This is a genomic window from Bradyrhizobium sp. AUGA SZCCT0158 (assembly GCF_018130065.1).
Taxonomy (GTDB): Bacteria; Pseudomonadota; Alphaproteobacteria; order Rhizobiales; family Xanthobacteraceae; genus Bradyrhizobium.
In genome coordinates, this window is record NZ_JAFCME010000017.1 from 1 (window position 1) to 15,822 (window position 15,822).

Consider the following 15,822-nt stretch of genomic DNA (forward strand, 5'->3'; position numbering starts at 1 on the left):
TGTTTGCCCATCCCGTCCTACTCAGAAGGGCGTCGGCCGTCGTCACGGACGTTGGGCGGGTTGCGGTGGACGCTGGTTTGCGCTGAGACGACGGCGCGGATTAAGCGTACGGCAAAACCGTGTGGTCCTGGCACCCGTTGCAGGTGTCAAGCTGTCGGGTAGGCGTGAGCTGAACCGGCAGCGACGGAGTCAACCCAGAACTCGTCTCCGGGGAGATCACGGCATAAGCCGTAAAGCCATTGCGCAGGGAAGGCCGGGTGTTCACCGCTGCCCTGTATGCTCGTGTGCAGCCTTTTTAGTGCAAACCGCACGCGGGACCGCGGGTGCAGCGCGCACCCGGTCTTCCCTGCGCCCTCTATTTGCAGAGGGCGGGAAGTTTCTGGCAAAGCTCGGGCGCAATCGTCGCGAGAAGGCGGCCACATATTCAACTGTCATCGCCCGGCTTGACCGGGCGACCCAGTATTCCAGAGAAGCCGATGATAGAACCGACCGAGAAGCCGCGGCGTACTGGGTCCCCCGCTTTCGCGGAGGACGACGGTCACGGCATGGGGCGCATGACGAGTTCACGTCCCGCAGAACGTCTGCAACACGCGCTGCTCCGGCAATGGCGGATTGGCGTAGTCAGCAAACTCCGGCTGATCCTCGAACGGCTTTGTCAGCACGCTCAGCAATTCCTCGAACGGCGCGTAGTCGTCATTATTCATCGCGGCCTGGATCACGGCTTCGACGCGATGGTTGCGCGGGATGAAGGCCGGGTTGACCTTGCGCATCGCGGCGTGTCGCTCGGCTGCCGATTGCGGTTCGTCAGCAATCCGCTGCCGCCAGCGCGCCGCCCACTCATCGAACGCCGCGGGGTCGAGGAACTGGGCCCTGACGCTGTCGTCGTTCGCGTCGAGCGCGACATCGGCGAGGCGGCGGAAGGTGAGGGTGAAGTCGGCCTGGTTCTTGGCCATGGCGTCGAGCAGGTCCTGCACCAGCGCCTCGTCGCCGTCACGCTGACTGAACAAACCGATCTTGGCACGCAGCCCGGCCTGGTAGGCGGTGGTGAATTGTTCGGCGAATTCGCCGAGGATGAATTGCGCCTGTTCGATCGCCTTGTCCTTGTCGTCGGAAAAAAGCGGCAGCAGGCATTCGGCCAGCCGGGTCAAATTCCACAGCGCGATCTGCGGCTGGTTGGCGTAGGCGTAGCGCCCCATCTCGTCGATCGAGGAGAACACCTGCGCGGGGTCGTAATGGTCCATGAACGCGCACGGGCCGTAGTCGATAGTCTCGCCCGAGATCGAGGAATTGTCGGTGTTCATGACGCCATGGATGAATCCGACCAGCAGCCAGCGCGCGACCAGATCAGCCTGCCGGGCGACCACGCCTTCGAGCAGCGCGTGATAGGGGCGCTCGGCCTTGGTGGCTTCCGGATAGTGTCTGGCAATCGCGTGGTCGGCGAGCTGGCGCACGCCGTCGGTGTCGCCGCGCGCGGCGAAGAACTGGAAGGTGCCGACGCGGATATGGCTCGCGGCCACGCGGGTCAGCACCGCGCCGGGCAGCATGGTCTCGCGCTGGACGCGTTCGCCGGTGATCACGGCTGCGAGCGACCGCGTCGTGGGAATGCCGAGTGCGAACATCGCCTCGCTGACGATGTATTCCCGCAGCACCGGGCCCAGCGCCGCGCGGCCGTCGCCGCGGCGGGAAAACGGCGTCGGGCCGCTTCCCTTGAGCTGGATGTCACGCCTGGTGCCGTCGGCGTCGATGACTTCGCCGAGCAAAATGGCCCTTCCGTCGCCGAGCTGCGGCACGAAATGCCCGAACTGGTGGCCGGCATAGGCCATCGCGATCGGGTCGGCGCCGTCGGGGACGCGTTTTCCGGCCAGGATCTCGGCACCCTCAGGGCTAGAGAGCACCTCCGGATCGAGGCCGAGATGGACGGCGAGCGCCCGGTTCAGCTTGATCAGCCGGGGGGCCGCCACGGGGGTCGGGGCTACCCGGGCGAAAAAGTTCGCCGGCAGCGCCGCATAGGTGTTCTGGAACGGGAAATGGACGGTCATGACCACAAAGATAGGCGCGCCCGGGGGATAGGCAAAGGGGTGGGGGCCCGTGGGTTCAAAACGCCGCTTTTTGGGCCAAAACAGGGGCCGCCACTGGTTGCCGCGCCTGACCTCGTCGGCTAAACCCTGCCGCAGCTCGGGCAGGCCTTGTTCCGCGATTCTTTGGCCCTCGATTCGACCTCCATTATCAGTTTTTGGGATTTCCATGCATCGCTACCGGTCACATACATGCGGCGCGCTCCGCGACAGCCACATCGGCGAAACCGTTCGCCTCTCGGGCTGGTGCCACGTCATCCGCGACCATGGCGGCGTGCTGTTCATCGACCTGCGCGACCATTACGGCATCACCCAATGCGTGGCCGACAAGGACTCGCCGGCGTTTGCGGAAGTCGAGAAGTTCCGCTCCGAGTGGGTGGTGCGGATCGACGGCAAGGTGCGCCATCGTCCCGAAGGCACCGTCAATGCCGAACTGCCGACCGGCAAGATCGAGATCTATGTCAGCGCGGTCGAAGTGCTGGGGCCTGCCGGCGAGCTGCCGCTGCCGGTGGCGGGTGAGCAGGAATATCCTGAAGACATAAGGCTTAAGTACCGTTTCCTCGACCTCCGTCGCGAGAAACTGCACCAGAACATCATGACCCGCGGCGCGATCGTCGATTCCATGCGCAAGCGGATGAAGGAGCAGGGCTTCTTCGAGTTCCAGACCCCGATCCTGACGGCGTCCTCGCCGGAAGGGGCGCGCGACTTCCTGGTGCCGTCGCGGATTCATCCGGGCAAATTCTACGCGCTGCCGCAGGCGCCGCAGCAGTACAAGCAGCTGCTGATGATGTCCGGCTTCGACCGCTACTTCCAGATCGCGCCGTGTTTCCGCGACGAGGATCCGCGCGCCGACCGCCTGCCGGGCGAGTTCTACCAGCTCGACGTCGAGATGAGCTTTGTCGAGCAGGAAGACGTGTTCGCGGCGATGGAGCCGGTCGTCACCGGCGTGTTCGAGGAATTCGCAAAAGGCAAGCCGGTGACAAAAGGCTGGCGGAAGATTCCGTTCGCCGAAGCCTTGAAGAAATATGGCAGCGACAAGCCGGACCTGCGCAATTCGATCGAGATGCAGGACGTGTCAGAACATTTCCGCGGCTCCGGCTTCAAGGTGTTCGCGCGGATGCTGGAAGACCCGAAGAACCAGGTCTGGGCGATCCCCGGACCCGGCGGTGGCTCACGCGCGTTCTGCGACCGGATGAACTCCTGGGCGCAAGGCGAGGGCCAGCCCGGTCTCGGCTACATCATGTGGCGCGAGGGCGGCGAGGGTGCAGGTCCGCTCGCCAACAACATCGGACCGGAACGTACGGCGGCGATCCGGGGCCAGCTCGGGCTCAAGGAAGGCGATGCCGCGTTCTTCGTCGCCGGTGACCCCGACAAGTTCTGGAAGTTCTCTGGCCTCGCGCGCACGAAGGTCGGCGAGGAGTTGAACCTGATCGACAAGGACCGGTTCGAGCTCGCCTGGATCGTCGACTTCCCGATGTATGAGTATGACGAGACTGAGAAAAAGGTCGACTTCTCGCACAACCCGTTCTCGATGCCGCAGGGCGGCCTCGATGCGCTCAATGGGCAGGACCCGCTGACCATCAAGGCGTTCCAGTACGACATCGTCTGCAACGGCTACGAGATCGCTTCCGGCGGCATCCGCAACCACAAGCCCGAAGCGATGGTGAAGGCGTTCGAGATCGCGGGCTATGGCGAGAAGGACGTGGTCGAGCGGTTCGGCGGCATGTACCGCGCGTTCCAGTACGGCGCCCCGCCGCATGGCGGCATGGCGGCCGGCGTCGATCGCATTGTGATGCTGCTCTGCGGCACCACGAACCTGCGCGAAATCTCGCTGTTCCCGATGAACCAGCAGGCCGTCGACCTGCTGATGGGTGCGCCGTCTGACGTCGCGATCAAGCAGCTGCGCGAACTGCACATCCGGCTCAACCTGCCGGACAAGAGCTAGTGCAGGGTTAGAGTCCCGTCGAGGCCTCGATCCGGAATTGCGACAGCGCCAGCAACGGGTCGGTGTTCATGAACTGGTTGAGCTGCTGGAGCGGCAGCTTGCCGCGCGGCGTGAGTTTGACATTCAACGTCTGCCGCGGCGTCTCGATAAAGCGGGCGACGGCGTCCAGCGCCGCGAGCACGTCGGGATAGGCCGCGGCCGGTTCGCGTGCCGACCGGATCATGTCGACGATGGCGCTCCGCGCCGCCTCGCGGCTCACGTCCTGAAGGCGAGCATATTGGGCAACCGCGATGTCGATCGCGCCGGTGTCGCGCAGCACGAGCTCGATCGGGCCGGCCTCGATCTGCTCGGCCATCGCCGCCGCCTGCACCGGGTTGAGCGTGAACACGCCGCGAGGCACGTTGGTGAGCGACAGTTGCGCATTTGCCTTGAGGAGCCCGCCCAGTTCGAGCGACACCGGCTCAAGCGCGAACGTCTTCGTCGCCTCCGTCCAAACAGCGCCGACGTCATTATCGATGACTGCCTTGTCGAGGCCAGCCGCGATCAGCGCCATCAGTATAGGATCGGAGGCGTCGAGAGGCGTCGTCATCCTGGTGGTCATGCGGACCTTGGTCGGGATCGGGCCGACAAACTGCCCCCAGTCCAGGCTGAACTGTTCGATGCTGACCTGCTTGCCGGTGTTCTTGAAGGGGGCCACCAGTCCCCTGAGTTCAGCGCCCCCGATCAGCGGAATCATGTCCAGCGCCTTGTCGGGCGGCGGCGGCGAACCGGCGAATTGCGCCGACAGCCGCAGCAGATTGGCGACGTCGAGGGATTTGAGGGCAAAGCGGCCAAGCTTGACCGGCCCTTCGGGAGCGCGGCCATCGACGCCTTCGATCGCGAATTCGTTGACCTTGCCATTGTCCAGATCGAGCCGCATCGCCGACAGCTTGACGGGGCCTTGCGGGGTCTCCACGGAGAATCCGCGCATCTCGGCATTGCCGATCCGCATGCCCTCGTACAGCTTGGCCACCTTCTCGATCATCGCGCGCGCCTGCGCCGGCGTCGGCGGCGCGGCGCCGGGCGCAGGTATCATCGCCAGCAGATCCGGCACTTGCATGCGCGAGGGCCGCAAGCCCAGATCATCAATCGTGATGCCATCGATCCGCATGTTCAGGCCTTGCCCGGAGCTGACAACATAGGGCCCCGTCGTGATTTGGCGGTAGGCGCGGTAATATTGGTCGTCGCTGGCCTTCTGCGGATCGAACATCGCGGCCACCGCGCGGCTGTCGATGTCGTAGCCCGCGATATTGGCGAGGTTGCCGGTGAGCTTGTCCGGCTTGCCCCCCGCGCCTTGAGCGTTGACCGTGAACACCGCACCGTCGATCTTGGCGCTGGCGACCTTGCCGTCCTTGATGTCCTGCATCGCAAGGCCCGTATACGCGACCTCGCCACCGCCCGGCGTCGCAACGCCGGAGTTGATGGTTCCGGTCAGGCTAGGGGCCGTGATCGACGTCGCCGCAACGCCTGCGAACTGCTCGAGTACGGACCGGTAGATGTCGGCAAGGGCCGACGAGGCCGGCGGCCGCTGCAGGCTGGCGGGACCGGAATATTCCTTCACTGTGATCCGCGGCAGCTTGTAGGAGAGGTTCGATGGCGGCTGTGGGCCGATTGCAGCGCCGATATCGAGGTCGGCGATTTCGATGGTCTCGGCCGAGAACCGCGCCGCGTCCGGCTGGCTGACGCCGGATGCTGTGAGGTTGCCGATCTTGACGCTGACCGGCGGTTGCGCCGCCGACTGAGCCGCGATTTCGGCGATCGTGACCGTGCGGTTCAGGAGGTCGAACGACACCTTGCCGCGGCTCGCCTTGCCGCCCGCCGCGCGAACCTGCTCAAGTGCGGCGTCGACCTCGCTGGCTATTCGATGCTGGGTATAGAACTGAAAGCCGAAGAAACCGCCCACCGCGATCACGATTGCGGCAACCAGGCCGCTCAGAACCTTTACCATTCGGGCAGCTCCGGTTGCCGGTTGGGCGGAGGGCAATTTGCCGTTGTCGGTCGAATGACCGGGGATGGGGAGGGGCCATGCTACCGGGTTCGATCGTTTGCGTCGATCCGCCGGGCTCCGCGCCCTGTTGATGGGGGCGCCGTCAGCTGTTGCATCCAAGCGGTTGCGCGTGCTTCACATCCGGCTCAATCTGCCGGCAAACTGACCTCGTCCGGACGTGGCGAAGAAATAAAAGATCGGGACCGGGAACGCGGGAGTATGCATGTCGTCTTATTCTGAAGATCTCCATTCCGCAGCACTGGCGTACCATCGGCTGCCGCGGCCCGGTAAACTGGAAATTCAGGCCACCAAGCCGCTCGCCAACCAGCGCGACCTGGCACTGGCCTATTCGCCGGGCGTTGCAGCCGCCTGTACCGAAATCGCCAACAATCCAGCTGAAGCGGCGACCCTGACCGCCCGCGCCAACCTCGTAGCCGTGGTCTCCAACGGGACGGCCGTGCTCGGCCTCGGCAATATCGGCCCGCTGGCGTCCAAGCCGGTCATGGAGGGCAAGGCGGTCCTGTTCAAGAAATTCGCCGGGATCGACGTCTTCGACATCGAGATCGCCGCCGATACGATCGAGCGCGTGGTCGAGACGGTGGCGGCGCTGGAGCCGACCTTCGGCGGCATCAATCTGGAGGACATCAGGGGGCCGGAGTGTTTCGAGATCGAGGCGCAGCTCAAGGCGCGCATGAAGATCCCGGTGTTTCACGACGACCAGCACGGTACCGCCATCATCGTCGCCGCCGCGATCACCAACGCGCTGCTGCTGAACGGCAAGAAGCTTGCCGACGTCAAGATCGTCTGCTCCGGTGCAGGTGCCGCCGCGATCGCCTGTCTCAATCTCCTGGTGTCGCTCGGCGCGCAACACAAGAACATCTGGGTCTGCGATATCGACGGCGTCGTGCATGAGGGCCGCAACACGCTGATGGATCGCTGGAAGGCGGTCTATGCGCAGAAGACCAGCGCGAGGGTGCTCGCCGACGTGATCGGCGGTGCCGATATCTTCTTAGGGCTATCCGCACCCAACGTGCTGAAGCCGGAAATGGTCAAGGCGATGGCGGATCAGCCGCTGGTGATGGCGCTGGCCAATCCGAATCCGGAAATCATGCCGGACGAAGCGCGAAAAGCGCGCCCCGATGCGATGATCTGCACTGGACGAAGCGACTTCCCGAACCAGGTCAACAACGTCCTGTGTTTCCCGTTCATCTTCCGCGGCGCGCTCGACGTCGGCGCCACCGGGATCAACGAGGAAATGAAGCACGCCGCGGTCGACGCAATCGCCCAGCTGGCGCGCGATCCGCCGTCGGACGCGGTGGCGCAGGGCTTCGACAGCGGCGAAACCCAGGGCTTTGGACCCGGCTCGCTGATTCCGAGCCCGTTCGATCCCCGCCTGATCCTGCGCATCGCGCCGGCTGTCGCCAAGGCAGCGATGGATTCCGGCGTGGCGACACGGCCGATCAAGAATTTCGACGAATACACTGCGCTGCTGGAGCGCTTTGCATTCCGTTCCGGCCTCGTCATGAAGCCGGTATTCGCCAAGGCGAAATCCCAGCCGGTGCGCGTGATCTATGCCGAGGGCGAAGACGCGCGCGTGCTTCGCGCCACCCAGGTCGTGCTCGAAGAGAAACTGGCGCGGCCGATCCTGGTCGGGCGGCCCTCGGTGGTCGAAGCCCGGATCAAGCGGTTCGGGCTGTCGATCAAGGCCGGGCAGGATTTCGACCTCGTCAATCCCGAGGACGATCCGCGCTACCGCTCCTACGTCCAGACCTATATCGACGTCGCCGGAAGGCGCGGTGTCACGCCCGAGGCCGCGCGAACCGTGGTTCGCACCAACGCCACCGTGATCGCAGCGCTTGCGGTGGTTCGCGGCGAGGCCGACGCGATGATCTGCGGCGTCGAGGGCCGCTACATGAGCCATCTGCGTCACGTCCGGGAAATTGTCGGCTTCCTGCCGGGCGTCAGCGATTTTGCGGCGCTGGCGATGATGATCACCAGCAAGGGCTCCTATTTCATCGCCGACACGCAGGTCAGGCCCAATCCGAGCGCCGAGGAATTGGCCGAGATGGCATCGCTGGCGGCGATCCACGTCCAGCGCTTCAACATGAAGCCCCGCGTTGCCTTCGTGTCACATTCCGACTTCGGCAGCTATGATACCGATAGCTCGCGCAAGATGCGTCTCGCCACCGCGCTATTGAAGGAAAAGCATCCGGAGATCGAGGCCGACGGCGAAATGCAGGGCGATACCGCGCTATCGGCGGCCGCGCGCAAGCTCGTGCTGCCGCATTCGAAGCTGGAAGGCGATGCCAATATCCTGATCATGCCGAACCTCGATACCGCCAACGTCGCTTACCAGATGATCAAGACGCTGGCGGATGCGCTGCCGGTAGGCCCGATCCTGATCGGCCCGGCGCGTCCGGCGCATATCCTTACCCCGGGGGTGACCGCGCGCGGCATTCTCAACATGACGGCGGTTGCCGCCGTCGAGGCCCAGGAGCGTGCCGGCCGTGCGCAACCGACCCTGTTCGGCTAGCTGATGTCGACGGGTTCTAACGCGGATGGTTTCGATTTGATCGTTTGAAAAGCAGGGGCGAAACGCTCATAATCGCTTGCGCGACCGCTTGTGACATTGCATTTGCCATCCAGTGAGGCCGACCCATGCCAGCGTTCTTTACTTTCGGGCGAGTTTTGTTTGCCGTGCTCTTCATCTACACCGGAGCAACCAAGCTCTTCGGCATCCAGCAGACGGCGGATTTTATCGCGTCCAAGGTGACCATTCCCACGCTGCTCGCGCCCTATACTTCGCAGCTCGAAACCTTGACGGGCATGTCGACGCCGCAATTGCTGGCAATTTCGATTGGCGGGTTCGAGATCATCGCCGGGCTGATGATCGCGGTTAATTTCGGCGCGCGGTTCTTTGCGATCCTTCTGATCTTCTTCGTGCTGACAGCCACCTTCTATTTCCACGATTTCTGGAATCAGGCCTCGCCCGAGAACGCCAAGACGTTGATCGAGGCGTTGAAGAATCTCTCGATCATCGGCGCTCTGTTCATGATCGCGGGCTACGGCCGCGGGCCGCGATCGTCGGAACCTGCCTACGACGTCTAGAGCGGACGTGCTCAGGTCCGCCGCCACGGCGTGACGGTGACGTCAGCCGCCGGGTCGAGCTTTTGCGGTTGTCCGGCGCGTAATCCGTGCGACGCCAACACCTGTTGCGGCGAGCGCGCGGGCACCCCGGGGAAGCAGGGCTCGCCGTCCGGCAGCCGCACGTGCGGGGCCTGTGACAGCCAGAACTCGTCGTAGCGGTCCATGAACATGCCGAACACATAAGGGCCGCCGATCACGGCGACTGTGCCGGCGCGAACCCCGACTTGCGTGCAGGCGGCCTCAAAGGAGGCGCCGGCCGGATTCCATAGCGTGGCGTTGGGATTGGAGGGATCGGGCGCAATCGCGCGAACCTTTCGCGTCAGGATCAGGCGCTTGCGCCGCGGCGAGTTCGGCTGGTCTTCGAAGGAATTGCGGCCGTGCAGGATAAGGTCGGCGCGGTCGAGCGCGGCTGTGAAGAACTGCTTGTCGCCTTCGAATTTCAAGTCATCAGGCATGACATTGCTGGCGTTCGCCAGCATGCCGTCCGCCGAAACGATAACGTAGCCTTCGATGCGCAGCGCCGGCATGGACTTGTCGCCGAGTCGAAGCCGATTATTCCGAGATCGTCTGCACGACGCTGGAAACCGGGCGCGAGCTTACGGTCGGCAGCTTGGCTTCCTTCAGCAGTTCTTCGTCGGATTGCGGGAGGGTCTGCACCGGCGTCTTGGCGCGCATCGCAACCACCTTGTAGCCGCCGGCCTTCAGCTTCTTCAAGAGTTCGGGCAGCGCCTCGGCGGTGTGCTTCTGGAAGTCGTGCATCAGGATGATGCCCTTGCCCAGCTTTTCGACCTTGCGCATCACGGTATCGACGATGGTCTGCGACTTGCTCGCCTTGAAGTCGAAGGAGTCGAGGTCACAGGAGAAGATCGCAATGTTGCGGGTGCCGAGATAGGTGACGATCTCAGGCGGATGCTGCAGCGCCGGGAAGCGGAAGAACGGTGCCGGCGAGGTGCCGCCGAGCGCCCACTTGACCGCGCTGAAGCCTTTTTCGATCTCGTCCTTGCGCTGCTGCTCGGTCAGCTTCTTGTTGACCAGGGCTGCGTGTGACCAGGTATGTGAACCGATCGCATGGCCGGCTGCATAGACCTGTTTGAGAATTTCCGGATAATAGGTGGCATGCTTGCCGATCGGGAAGAAGATGCCCGTGGTGCATTCTTCGGCGAGCGTCTTCAACACCGACGGCGTGTTGACCGGCCACGGGCCGTCGTCGAATGTCAGCACGACTTCCTTGTCGCGCAGGAAGTCCAGATCCTTGAAATGTTCGAAGCCGAAGCCGGGACCGCCCGTTGTGTCGATCTCCACAGTGCGGCCGACGCCGAGTGCGTTCGGGTTGGTGCAAGGAGGCCGGGTCGGAGCGGCCGCGGCCTTCGGGGCAGGTGCTGGCTGGGGTGCTGCGGCAGCAGGTGCTGGAGCTGCCGCCGGGGCCGCAGCGCCGCCCTTGGCTGGCGGCGTCTGCGACCAGGCCGCGCTCGAGGTCAACAACGAAACCGCGCCTGCAAAGATCAACCCTGCCGCAATACGCATCTTGTTTTCCTTAAATGATCCCGCGTCCGGTACCGGCTTTGCCGTCGTCCGGCCGCTTTCCCGCCCCAACGCACAATAGCCTAGTTGCAGCGGCCTCGCCAAGGCAACGGCTGCCACACAGGCAGCCGATTTGTCGTCGAACCGGTTAATTCAGGGGATTATTTCCCGCTGCTTCGACGCGTAGCCCGCAGCGACCCGCTAGCCGCTTCGTTCGGAAACACCTGGTGCGAGCGCCCGCGCAATCACGGTCTTCACCCGCGTATCCGAGGGGTCGACGGATTCCGGGAAGACTTCGGCGATATAGCCGTCGCGGCCAATCAGGTATTTGTGGAAGTTCCAGCGCGGAACATCCTTCGGCCGTGCTTCTGCTGCCCATTTGTAGAACGGATGCGCATTCGGCCCTTTCACGATGGCCTTGGCCGATATCGGGAAGGTCACGCCGTAATGGTGCTGCGCGGTTGCTGCAATTTCGGTCGCGCCGCCTGGTTCCTGGCCGCCGAAATCGTTGGAGGGAACGCCGACGATCATCAGGCCGCGGTCGCTGAACTGCGTCCACAATTCCTGCAGCCCCTTATATTGCGGCGTGAAGCCACAAAGCGAGGCGGTGTTGACGATCAGGAGGGGACGGCCGGCATATTCCGAAAGCCTGATATCGCCGCCGGCCAATCCGCCAAACGAAAACGCGTAGGCGGTGATCCGGCTCATGCCGGCCTGGGCGTTCGCGATCCGGGTTGAGCCCATACCCGCAATGGCGGCCAACGTTGCCGTCATCATGGTTCTGCGGTCGATCATGGCCGGCCTCGCGCGAGATTGATTGGCGCAAAGCATAGCTGAACCGGCGAACCGGCGCCGCTCAACAAGCTGTTATGGCGCGCGTTAGCGCAGCGGAACGATGAAGTCGGTGCCTTCGCCGGTTTCGCCGGTATTGATGCCGTGATCGGACACCACGATCGAGCCGCCCGTCGTCAGGGCCTCGGCGATGCGCGCCATCGCTTCCGGCGGCACGTTGATGCGGTCCAGTGCTTCGGCCGGGCTGTTCGGCGCCGGTGCCGGCTTGGCCTCGGCCGGGGCTCCGCCGGCGACCTTGCGCCGGCGCGCGGCGCGCTCGTCTTCTTCCTTGATGGCCGCGTTGCGGGCCGTCACCGGCAGTGACACCACCGACCAGCGCAGGAGATTGGGATCATTCTTGTCGACTTCCGCCGTGAACACATGCGTGCCCAGCATCCGCTCGCTCGGCGCGATCGTCACGGGCACGTCGAACAGCGGGGTGAAGTTCTGCCGCACGTAGAGCTTGCCGTCCTTGCGGCTGACGAACACCGCAATCTGCCCGGTGCGCTTCGGTTCCGGCTTCGCCGCGGCCTTCTCGACGCCTGGCAGGCGCGACGGATCCTTTTTCGCATCGGGCGCAACGGCAGGCGTATCGGCGATTGCCTTGACGGGCTCCGCCGGTTTTTCGGCGATCTTGGCTGCTTCAGCTTTCGGTGTCTCGACCTTGGGCGCGTCCGCCTTGAGCGTCCCGGTTCTCACCTCGTCCGGTTTCACGTCGGCCGATTTGGCCTCGACCGGGGCGTCGCTGGCGGAGATTTCGCTCTTGATCGTGTTGCCGGTCTCAACCGATCTGACCTCGGCCGTTGCAGCATCCGACGAATTGGACTCGGACGATGTCACTTCGGCCGGCTTGCTGTCGGTAGACGCGGCGTCGGTGCTCTTGGCGGGCTCTGGCTCAGCATCCGATTTCACCGGCTCGGACTTCGCGGCTTCGTTGGAGACCGGCATCCTGCTCGCCGAGGACGAAGCATCGGACATCGTCACAGCGGAATTGGTCGCCGGCATGGCTCCGCTGGCATCCGCAGTATGGGTTCGTTCGCGTAACGGCGTCCGATCGGGGGTGCCGTGACCGTGACCGACAGTCGATCGCAACTCGAGGCTCGTGTCTGAACTCGCGGACTTGATTGCGGATCCAGCGTCCGCGCCCTTGTCGGATTTCACCGCCGGCGCGTCCGACATCGGCTCGTCGGCGGCCACAGGTTGCGGCACGACCTTCTGCGCCACCAGCAGCGGGTGCGAGAAACTCGAAGGCGTCATCTCGCCGGGCGTGACGATGACCCGCGCGCCCATCTTGGTCCACTTCCACATCTTCGCGGCAAAGGCCATCGGCAAACGGATGCAGCCGTGCGACGCCGGATAGCCGGGCAGGGCGCCGGCATGCATCGCGACACCCGACCAGGTGATGCGCTGCATAAACGGCATCGGCGCGCCGCTGTAGATGTTGGAGTGGTGCATCTTGTGCTTCTGGATGATGCTGAACACGCCCATCGGGGTCGGATGACTTTTCGTGCCAGTCGACACCGGACTTTCCGCGAAGATTCCGTTGGCGTCGTAGACCCTGACCTTTTGCTGGTTGATCGAGATCGCGATGATCAGGGGGCCCTGCGGCTTGGCGCTGACTTCCTTTTCGGCGGCCATCATGGCCTTCGAGGGCTTGCGGGTCCGCTGCTTGCGCGGCTGGGCTGATGGTGCCGGCCGGTAGAAGCTGGGGTCGGAATCCTGCCAGTAATACAGGGCGGCGTCGGCGTGGGAGGAGGCGGCGATCGTGCCTGCGGCAACCAGAATAGCTATCTGCCAAAATCGCTGGTTCGCGCTGCTTACACTCGTACTATTCAACCCAAAAAGCCGATGCCCGCTCACGCCCAAATTCCCTAAGTCCAGATCGTCGAATCCGATGTTCCGATAATCATTTGTTGTTGCAGACGCGAAAAGCGTTCACCAGCTTAAACCCGCGCTTTTCGCCGCAAGCGTAGCAAAAAAGCCTCACATTCCGTTAAACGCGAGCTCCCCCGCACCGTTCCTCAGCCTTCCTGTGCGGCATTTGCACATTACATAACCGGTGGGTCCTTCAGCGGAGATAGAAATGACATTCAAGGCCATCGGTAAGTGTGACAAGTCATGGAGAAATCTGGCCTTGGGCGTATCGTTGGCGGTGTTGGCCGCGATGGTGTGGCAGGCCGGTCCGGCCTTTGCCGCCGACGAGCCGGACCTGATCTTCCGTCGCTCCACCGTGTTCAAATGGCTGAGCCCAAATGACAAGCTTGCGACCTACGGCGTCGATGACCCCGAGGTCGACGGCGTGGCCTGCCATTTTACGGTGCCGGAGAAGGGCGGTTACAAGGGCTGGCTCGGGCTTGCCGAGGAAGTTTCAGATATTTCGCTGGCCTGCCGCCAGATCGGGCCGATCCGGTTCAAGGGCAAGATGTCCCAGGGCGACGACATGTTTCGCCAGCGCCGTTCGCTGTTCTTCAAGAAAATGCAGATTGTCCGCGGCTGCGATCCCAAGCGGAACGTGCTCGTCTACATGGTGTATTCGGACCGACTGATCGAGGGGTCACCCAAGAACTCGACATCCTCGGTGCCGGTCATGCCCTGGGGAGCCGCCGACGCCGCGGTGCAGAAATGTGCCGAGTTCATCCAATAGTGGTCCGGGCCAGGCGGCCGTCCCGGGACTTACCGTTTCACCGGATTGGGCTGTGGGCGGACCTCTGAGCCGGCGGGCCGGACCTTAGGCTCGTGGCAGCCAACCAGCCGCACGAACTTCTGTGGCGAGCACTGATTGTCGCCCATGACCGGTGCGCCCTGCTGCGACATCGCACCAGCCATCTGTTGCTGGCCGGATTTGCGGGGCGAGGATTGATTGCCAACACTGATGTTGCCATTGCCCACGACGGCTATCCTTTGTTGGATTGTGAACGGGAACAACGCCGAACCAACGGGAAAGGTTGCACGGGGTGTCTGCTTGAGTCGGGCGGACCGAGGCTTCGGTTCACAACTGAGTATGCTGCGCTGCGGCCTATTCAGCAGACAAAGATTAAGAACCTGGATTAAGAACTTGCGACGGCGTCGAACCACCTGACAGCAAGGGGCGTCTCATCGCCAGATGGTGAATGGAGACGTCAGATGCGCGCCCTCAGCTGCATAATTGCCCTCGTTTTCGTCCTGACCGGCCCGTCACTGGCGGGCAGTGCCGATCGCGACATGCCTGGGGTAGGGACGTTCACCTATTGCGGATCGCCTGTCGCGACGCCCGAACCCGATTTGACTGCTGTCGACAGCGAGTGAGCCCGTTTCGCCTCCCTTCGGCGGTACACGGCAGGGCCCAGACTCAAAATCGCGAAAACAACCCCATGCAAAGTAGAATGGCCCCGGTTCGCAGGTGACCTGTAGCTCTATGCAGCCATTGATACTGAAATCATTGGGTTTTTCTCGCTAATGTTTCGTCCCTGGCCGACCGACGAAACAATTCACCCCTGCAATGAAACCATTTTCCGCTTCTGGCGCAGATATCCGGAAACAGCCGTTGGCTATCACTCTGCCAACGAAACGGCGGGGACGCCGGCACCGAAACCGGAGACAGTCAAATGCGGACCATCAGCTTCATCCTCGCCTTCGCCTTCATCCTGGCTGGTCCCTCGGTCGCGGGCTCCTCGGATCAGGGCTTGCCCGGCATCGGCACCTTCTCCTACAACGGCGCGCCGGCGGCGCTCTCGGCTCCGCAGCCGATCGTTGTCGCAGCTGTCAACTAATCGCAGCTAACAGCTCGCAAGAGAATTTGCCGGTAAAGGCTCAGTATGTTTGTACGTTTTGGTGCCGCTGCGATTTTGGTTTCCTGCCTGCTGGGCGCTTCAGCCCAGGCCCAAACCCAGTTAACGGCGCAGATGCGGTTCCAGCAGGGGCCGATCGGCTCCATGTTCAAGCTCCCCGATCCCCGCGGTGAGTTTGTACGGCTGTGCGCGCCCCACATGGTCGGACGTTGGGCGCATCCCGAAACAGTTTGCACTTGCCTGCACGATCATGCGGCCGCGACCGTCGAGGATAACGATCTGCGCGAAGCCTTGCTGCGCGGCATCAGCGAGACCGGCGTGCCCACGATCGAGACCGCCTGGGTGCCAGCGTCGAAGCAGTCCGAAATCGGCCCGACCTTCACCAAGATCGCCAAGCCGACGCTGCAATGCATGTTCGAGCCGTCGAACTAGTTCGCGCGAGATCTCACGCAACCACTGGTTAACGGCGATCTCGATGCCGTCACGGGTTCGGCAAGCCGTCACCGCCAT

At 63.4% G+C, this 15,822-nt stretch carries 13 protein-coding genes; 6 read left to right on the top strand and 7 right to left on the bottom strand.

The window, feature by feature from the left end; translation table 11 throughout:
- Positions 1 to 563: 563 nt before the first annotated feature.
- Positions 564 to 2,039, bottom strand: coding sequence for a YdiU family protein (locus tag JQ574_RS23125; protein WP_212212675.1), 1,476 nt, complete (start codon positions 2,037 to 2,039; stop codon positions 564 to 566).
- Between the two features lie 205 nt (positions 2,040 to 2,244).
- Here JQ574_RS23125 and aspS point away from each other — a divergent pair, with 205 nt between their 5' ends.
- Positions 2,245 to 4,020, top strand: coding sequence for an aspartate--tRNA ligase (gene aspS, locus JQ574_RS23130; protein WP_212212678.1), 1,776 nt, complete (start codon positions 2,245 to 2,247; stop codon positions 4,018 to 4,020).
- A gap of 7 nt (positions 4,021 to 4,027) precedes the next feature.
- Here aspS and JQ574_RS23135 read toward each other — a convergent pair whose 3' ends face one another.
- Entirely contained in the window at positions 4,028 to 6,007 is a 1,980-nt protein-coding gene (locus JQ574_RS23135; RefSeq protein WP_212212680.1) for a hypothetical protein, read from the bottom strand.
- 262 nt (positions 6,008 to 6,269) lie between these two features.
- Between JQ574_RS23135 and JQ574_RS23140 the strand changes: the two genes are divergently transcribed.
- Both JQ574_RS23140 and JQ574_RS23145 read left to right on the top strand, forming a co-directional pair.
- Positions 6,270 to 8,579, top strand: a complete 2,310-nt coding sequence (locus JQ574_RS23140) for an NADP-dependent malic enzyme (RefSeq protein WP_212212682.1) — start codon at positions 6,270 to 6,272, stop codon at positions 8,577 to 8,579.
- A gap of 125 nt (positions 8,580 to 8,704) precedes the next feature.
- On the top strand, positions 8,705 to 9,154 hold the full coding sequence (locus JQ574_RS23145; RefSeq protein WP_212212684.1) for a DoxX family protein: 450 nt from the start codon (positions 8,705 to 8,707) through the stop codon (positions 9,152 to 9,154).
- Between the two features lie 11 nt (positions 9,155 to 9,165).
- On the opposite strand, the gene JQ574_RS23150 is transcribed toward JQ574_RS23145, so the two are convergent.
- From JQ574_RS23150 to JQ574_RS23165, 4 genes are all read right to left on the bottom strand, one after another.
- Positions 9,166 to 9,720 carry a dihydrofolate reductase family protein gene (locus JQ574_RS23150; RefSeq protein WP_212212685.1) on the bottom strand — a complete coding sequence of 185 codons (555 nt, stop codon included), beginning with the start codon at positions 9,718 to 9,720 and terminating at the stop codon, positions 9,166 to 9,168.
- Between the two features lie 25 nt (positions 9,721 to 9,745).
- Positions 9,746 to 10,717, bottom strand: coding sequence for a polysaccharide deacetylase family protein (locus tag JQ574_RS23155; RefSeq protein WP_212212687.1), 972 nt, complete (start codon positions 10,715 to 10,717; stop codon positions 9,746 to 9,748).
- A gap of 198 nt (positions 10,718 to 10,915) precedes the next feature.
- Positions 10,916 to 11,509, bottom strand: a complete 594-nt coding sequence (locus JQ574_RS23160) for a glutathione peroxidase (protein WP_212212689.1) — start codon at positions 11,507 to 11,509, stop codon at positions 10,916 to 10,918.
- Positions 11,510 to 11,593: 84 nt separating this feature from the next.
- Positions 11,594 to 13,381 carry a L,D-transpeptidase family protein gene (locus JQ574_RS23165; protein WP_212212691.1) on the bottom strand — a complete coding sequence of 596 codons (1,788 nt, stop codon included), beginning with the start codon at positions 13,379 to 13,381 and terminating at the stop codon, positions 11,594 to 11,596.
- Positions 13,382 to 13,709: 328 nt separating this feature from the next.
- Between JQ574_RS23165 and JQ574_RS23170 the strand changes: the two genes are divergently transcribed.
- Positions 13,710 to 14,189 carry a CreA family protein gene (locus JQ574_RS23170; RefSeq protein ID WP_212273175.1) on the top strand — a complete coding sequence of 160 codons (480 nt, stop codon included), beginning with the start codon at positions 13,710 to 13,712 and terminating at the stop codon, positions 14,187 to 14,189.
- Between the two features lie 29 nt (positions 14,190 to 14,218).
- Here JQ574_RS23170 and JQ574_RS23175 read toward each other — a convergent pair whose 3' ends face one another.
- Positions 14,219 to 14,434: a hypothetical protein gene (locus tag JQ574_RS23175; protein ID WP_312014613.1), complete on the bottom strand. Its 216-nt coding sequence runs from the start codon at positions 14,432 to 14,434 to the stop codon at positions 14,219 to 14,221.
- A 695-nt stretch (positions 14,435 to 15,129) separates the two neighbouring features.
- On the opposite strand from JQ574_RS23175, the gene JQ574_RS23180 reads away from it, so the two are divergent.
- Together JQ574_RS23180 and JQ574_RS23185 are read left to right on the top strand one after the other, a co-directional pair.
- Positions 15,130 to 15,294: a hypothetical protein gene (locus tag JQ574_RS23180; RefSeq protein ID WP_212212696.1), complete on the top strand. Its 165-nt coding sequence runs from the start codon at positions 15,130 to 15,132 to the stop codon at positions 15,292 to 15,294.
- 45 nt (positions 15,295 to 15,339) lie between these two features.
- Entirely contained in the window at positions 15,340 to 15,744 is a 405-nt protein-coding gene (locus JQ574_RS23185; RefSeq protein ID WP_212212698.1) for a hypothetical protein, read from the top strand.
- Positions 15,745 to 15,822 lie beyond the last annotated feature (78 nt).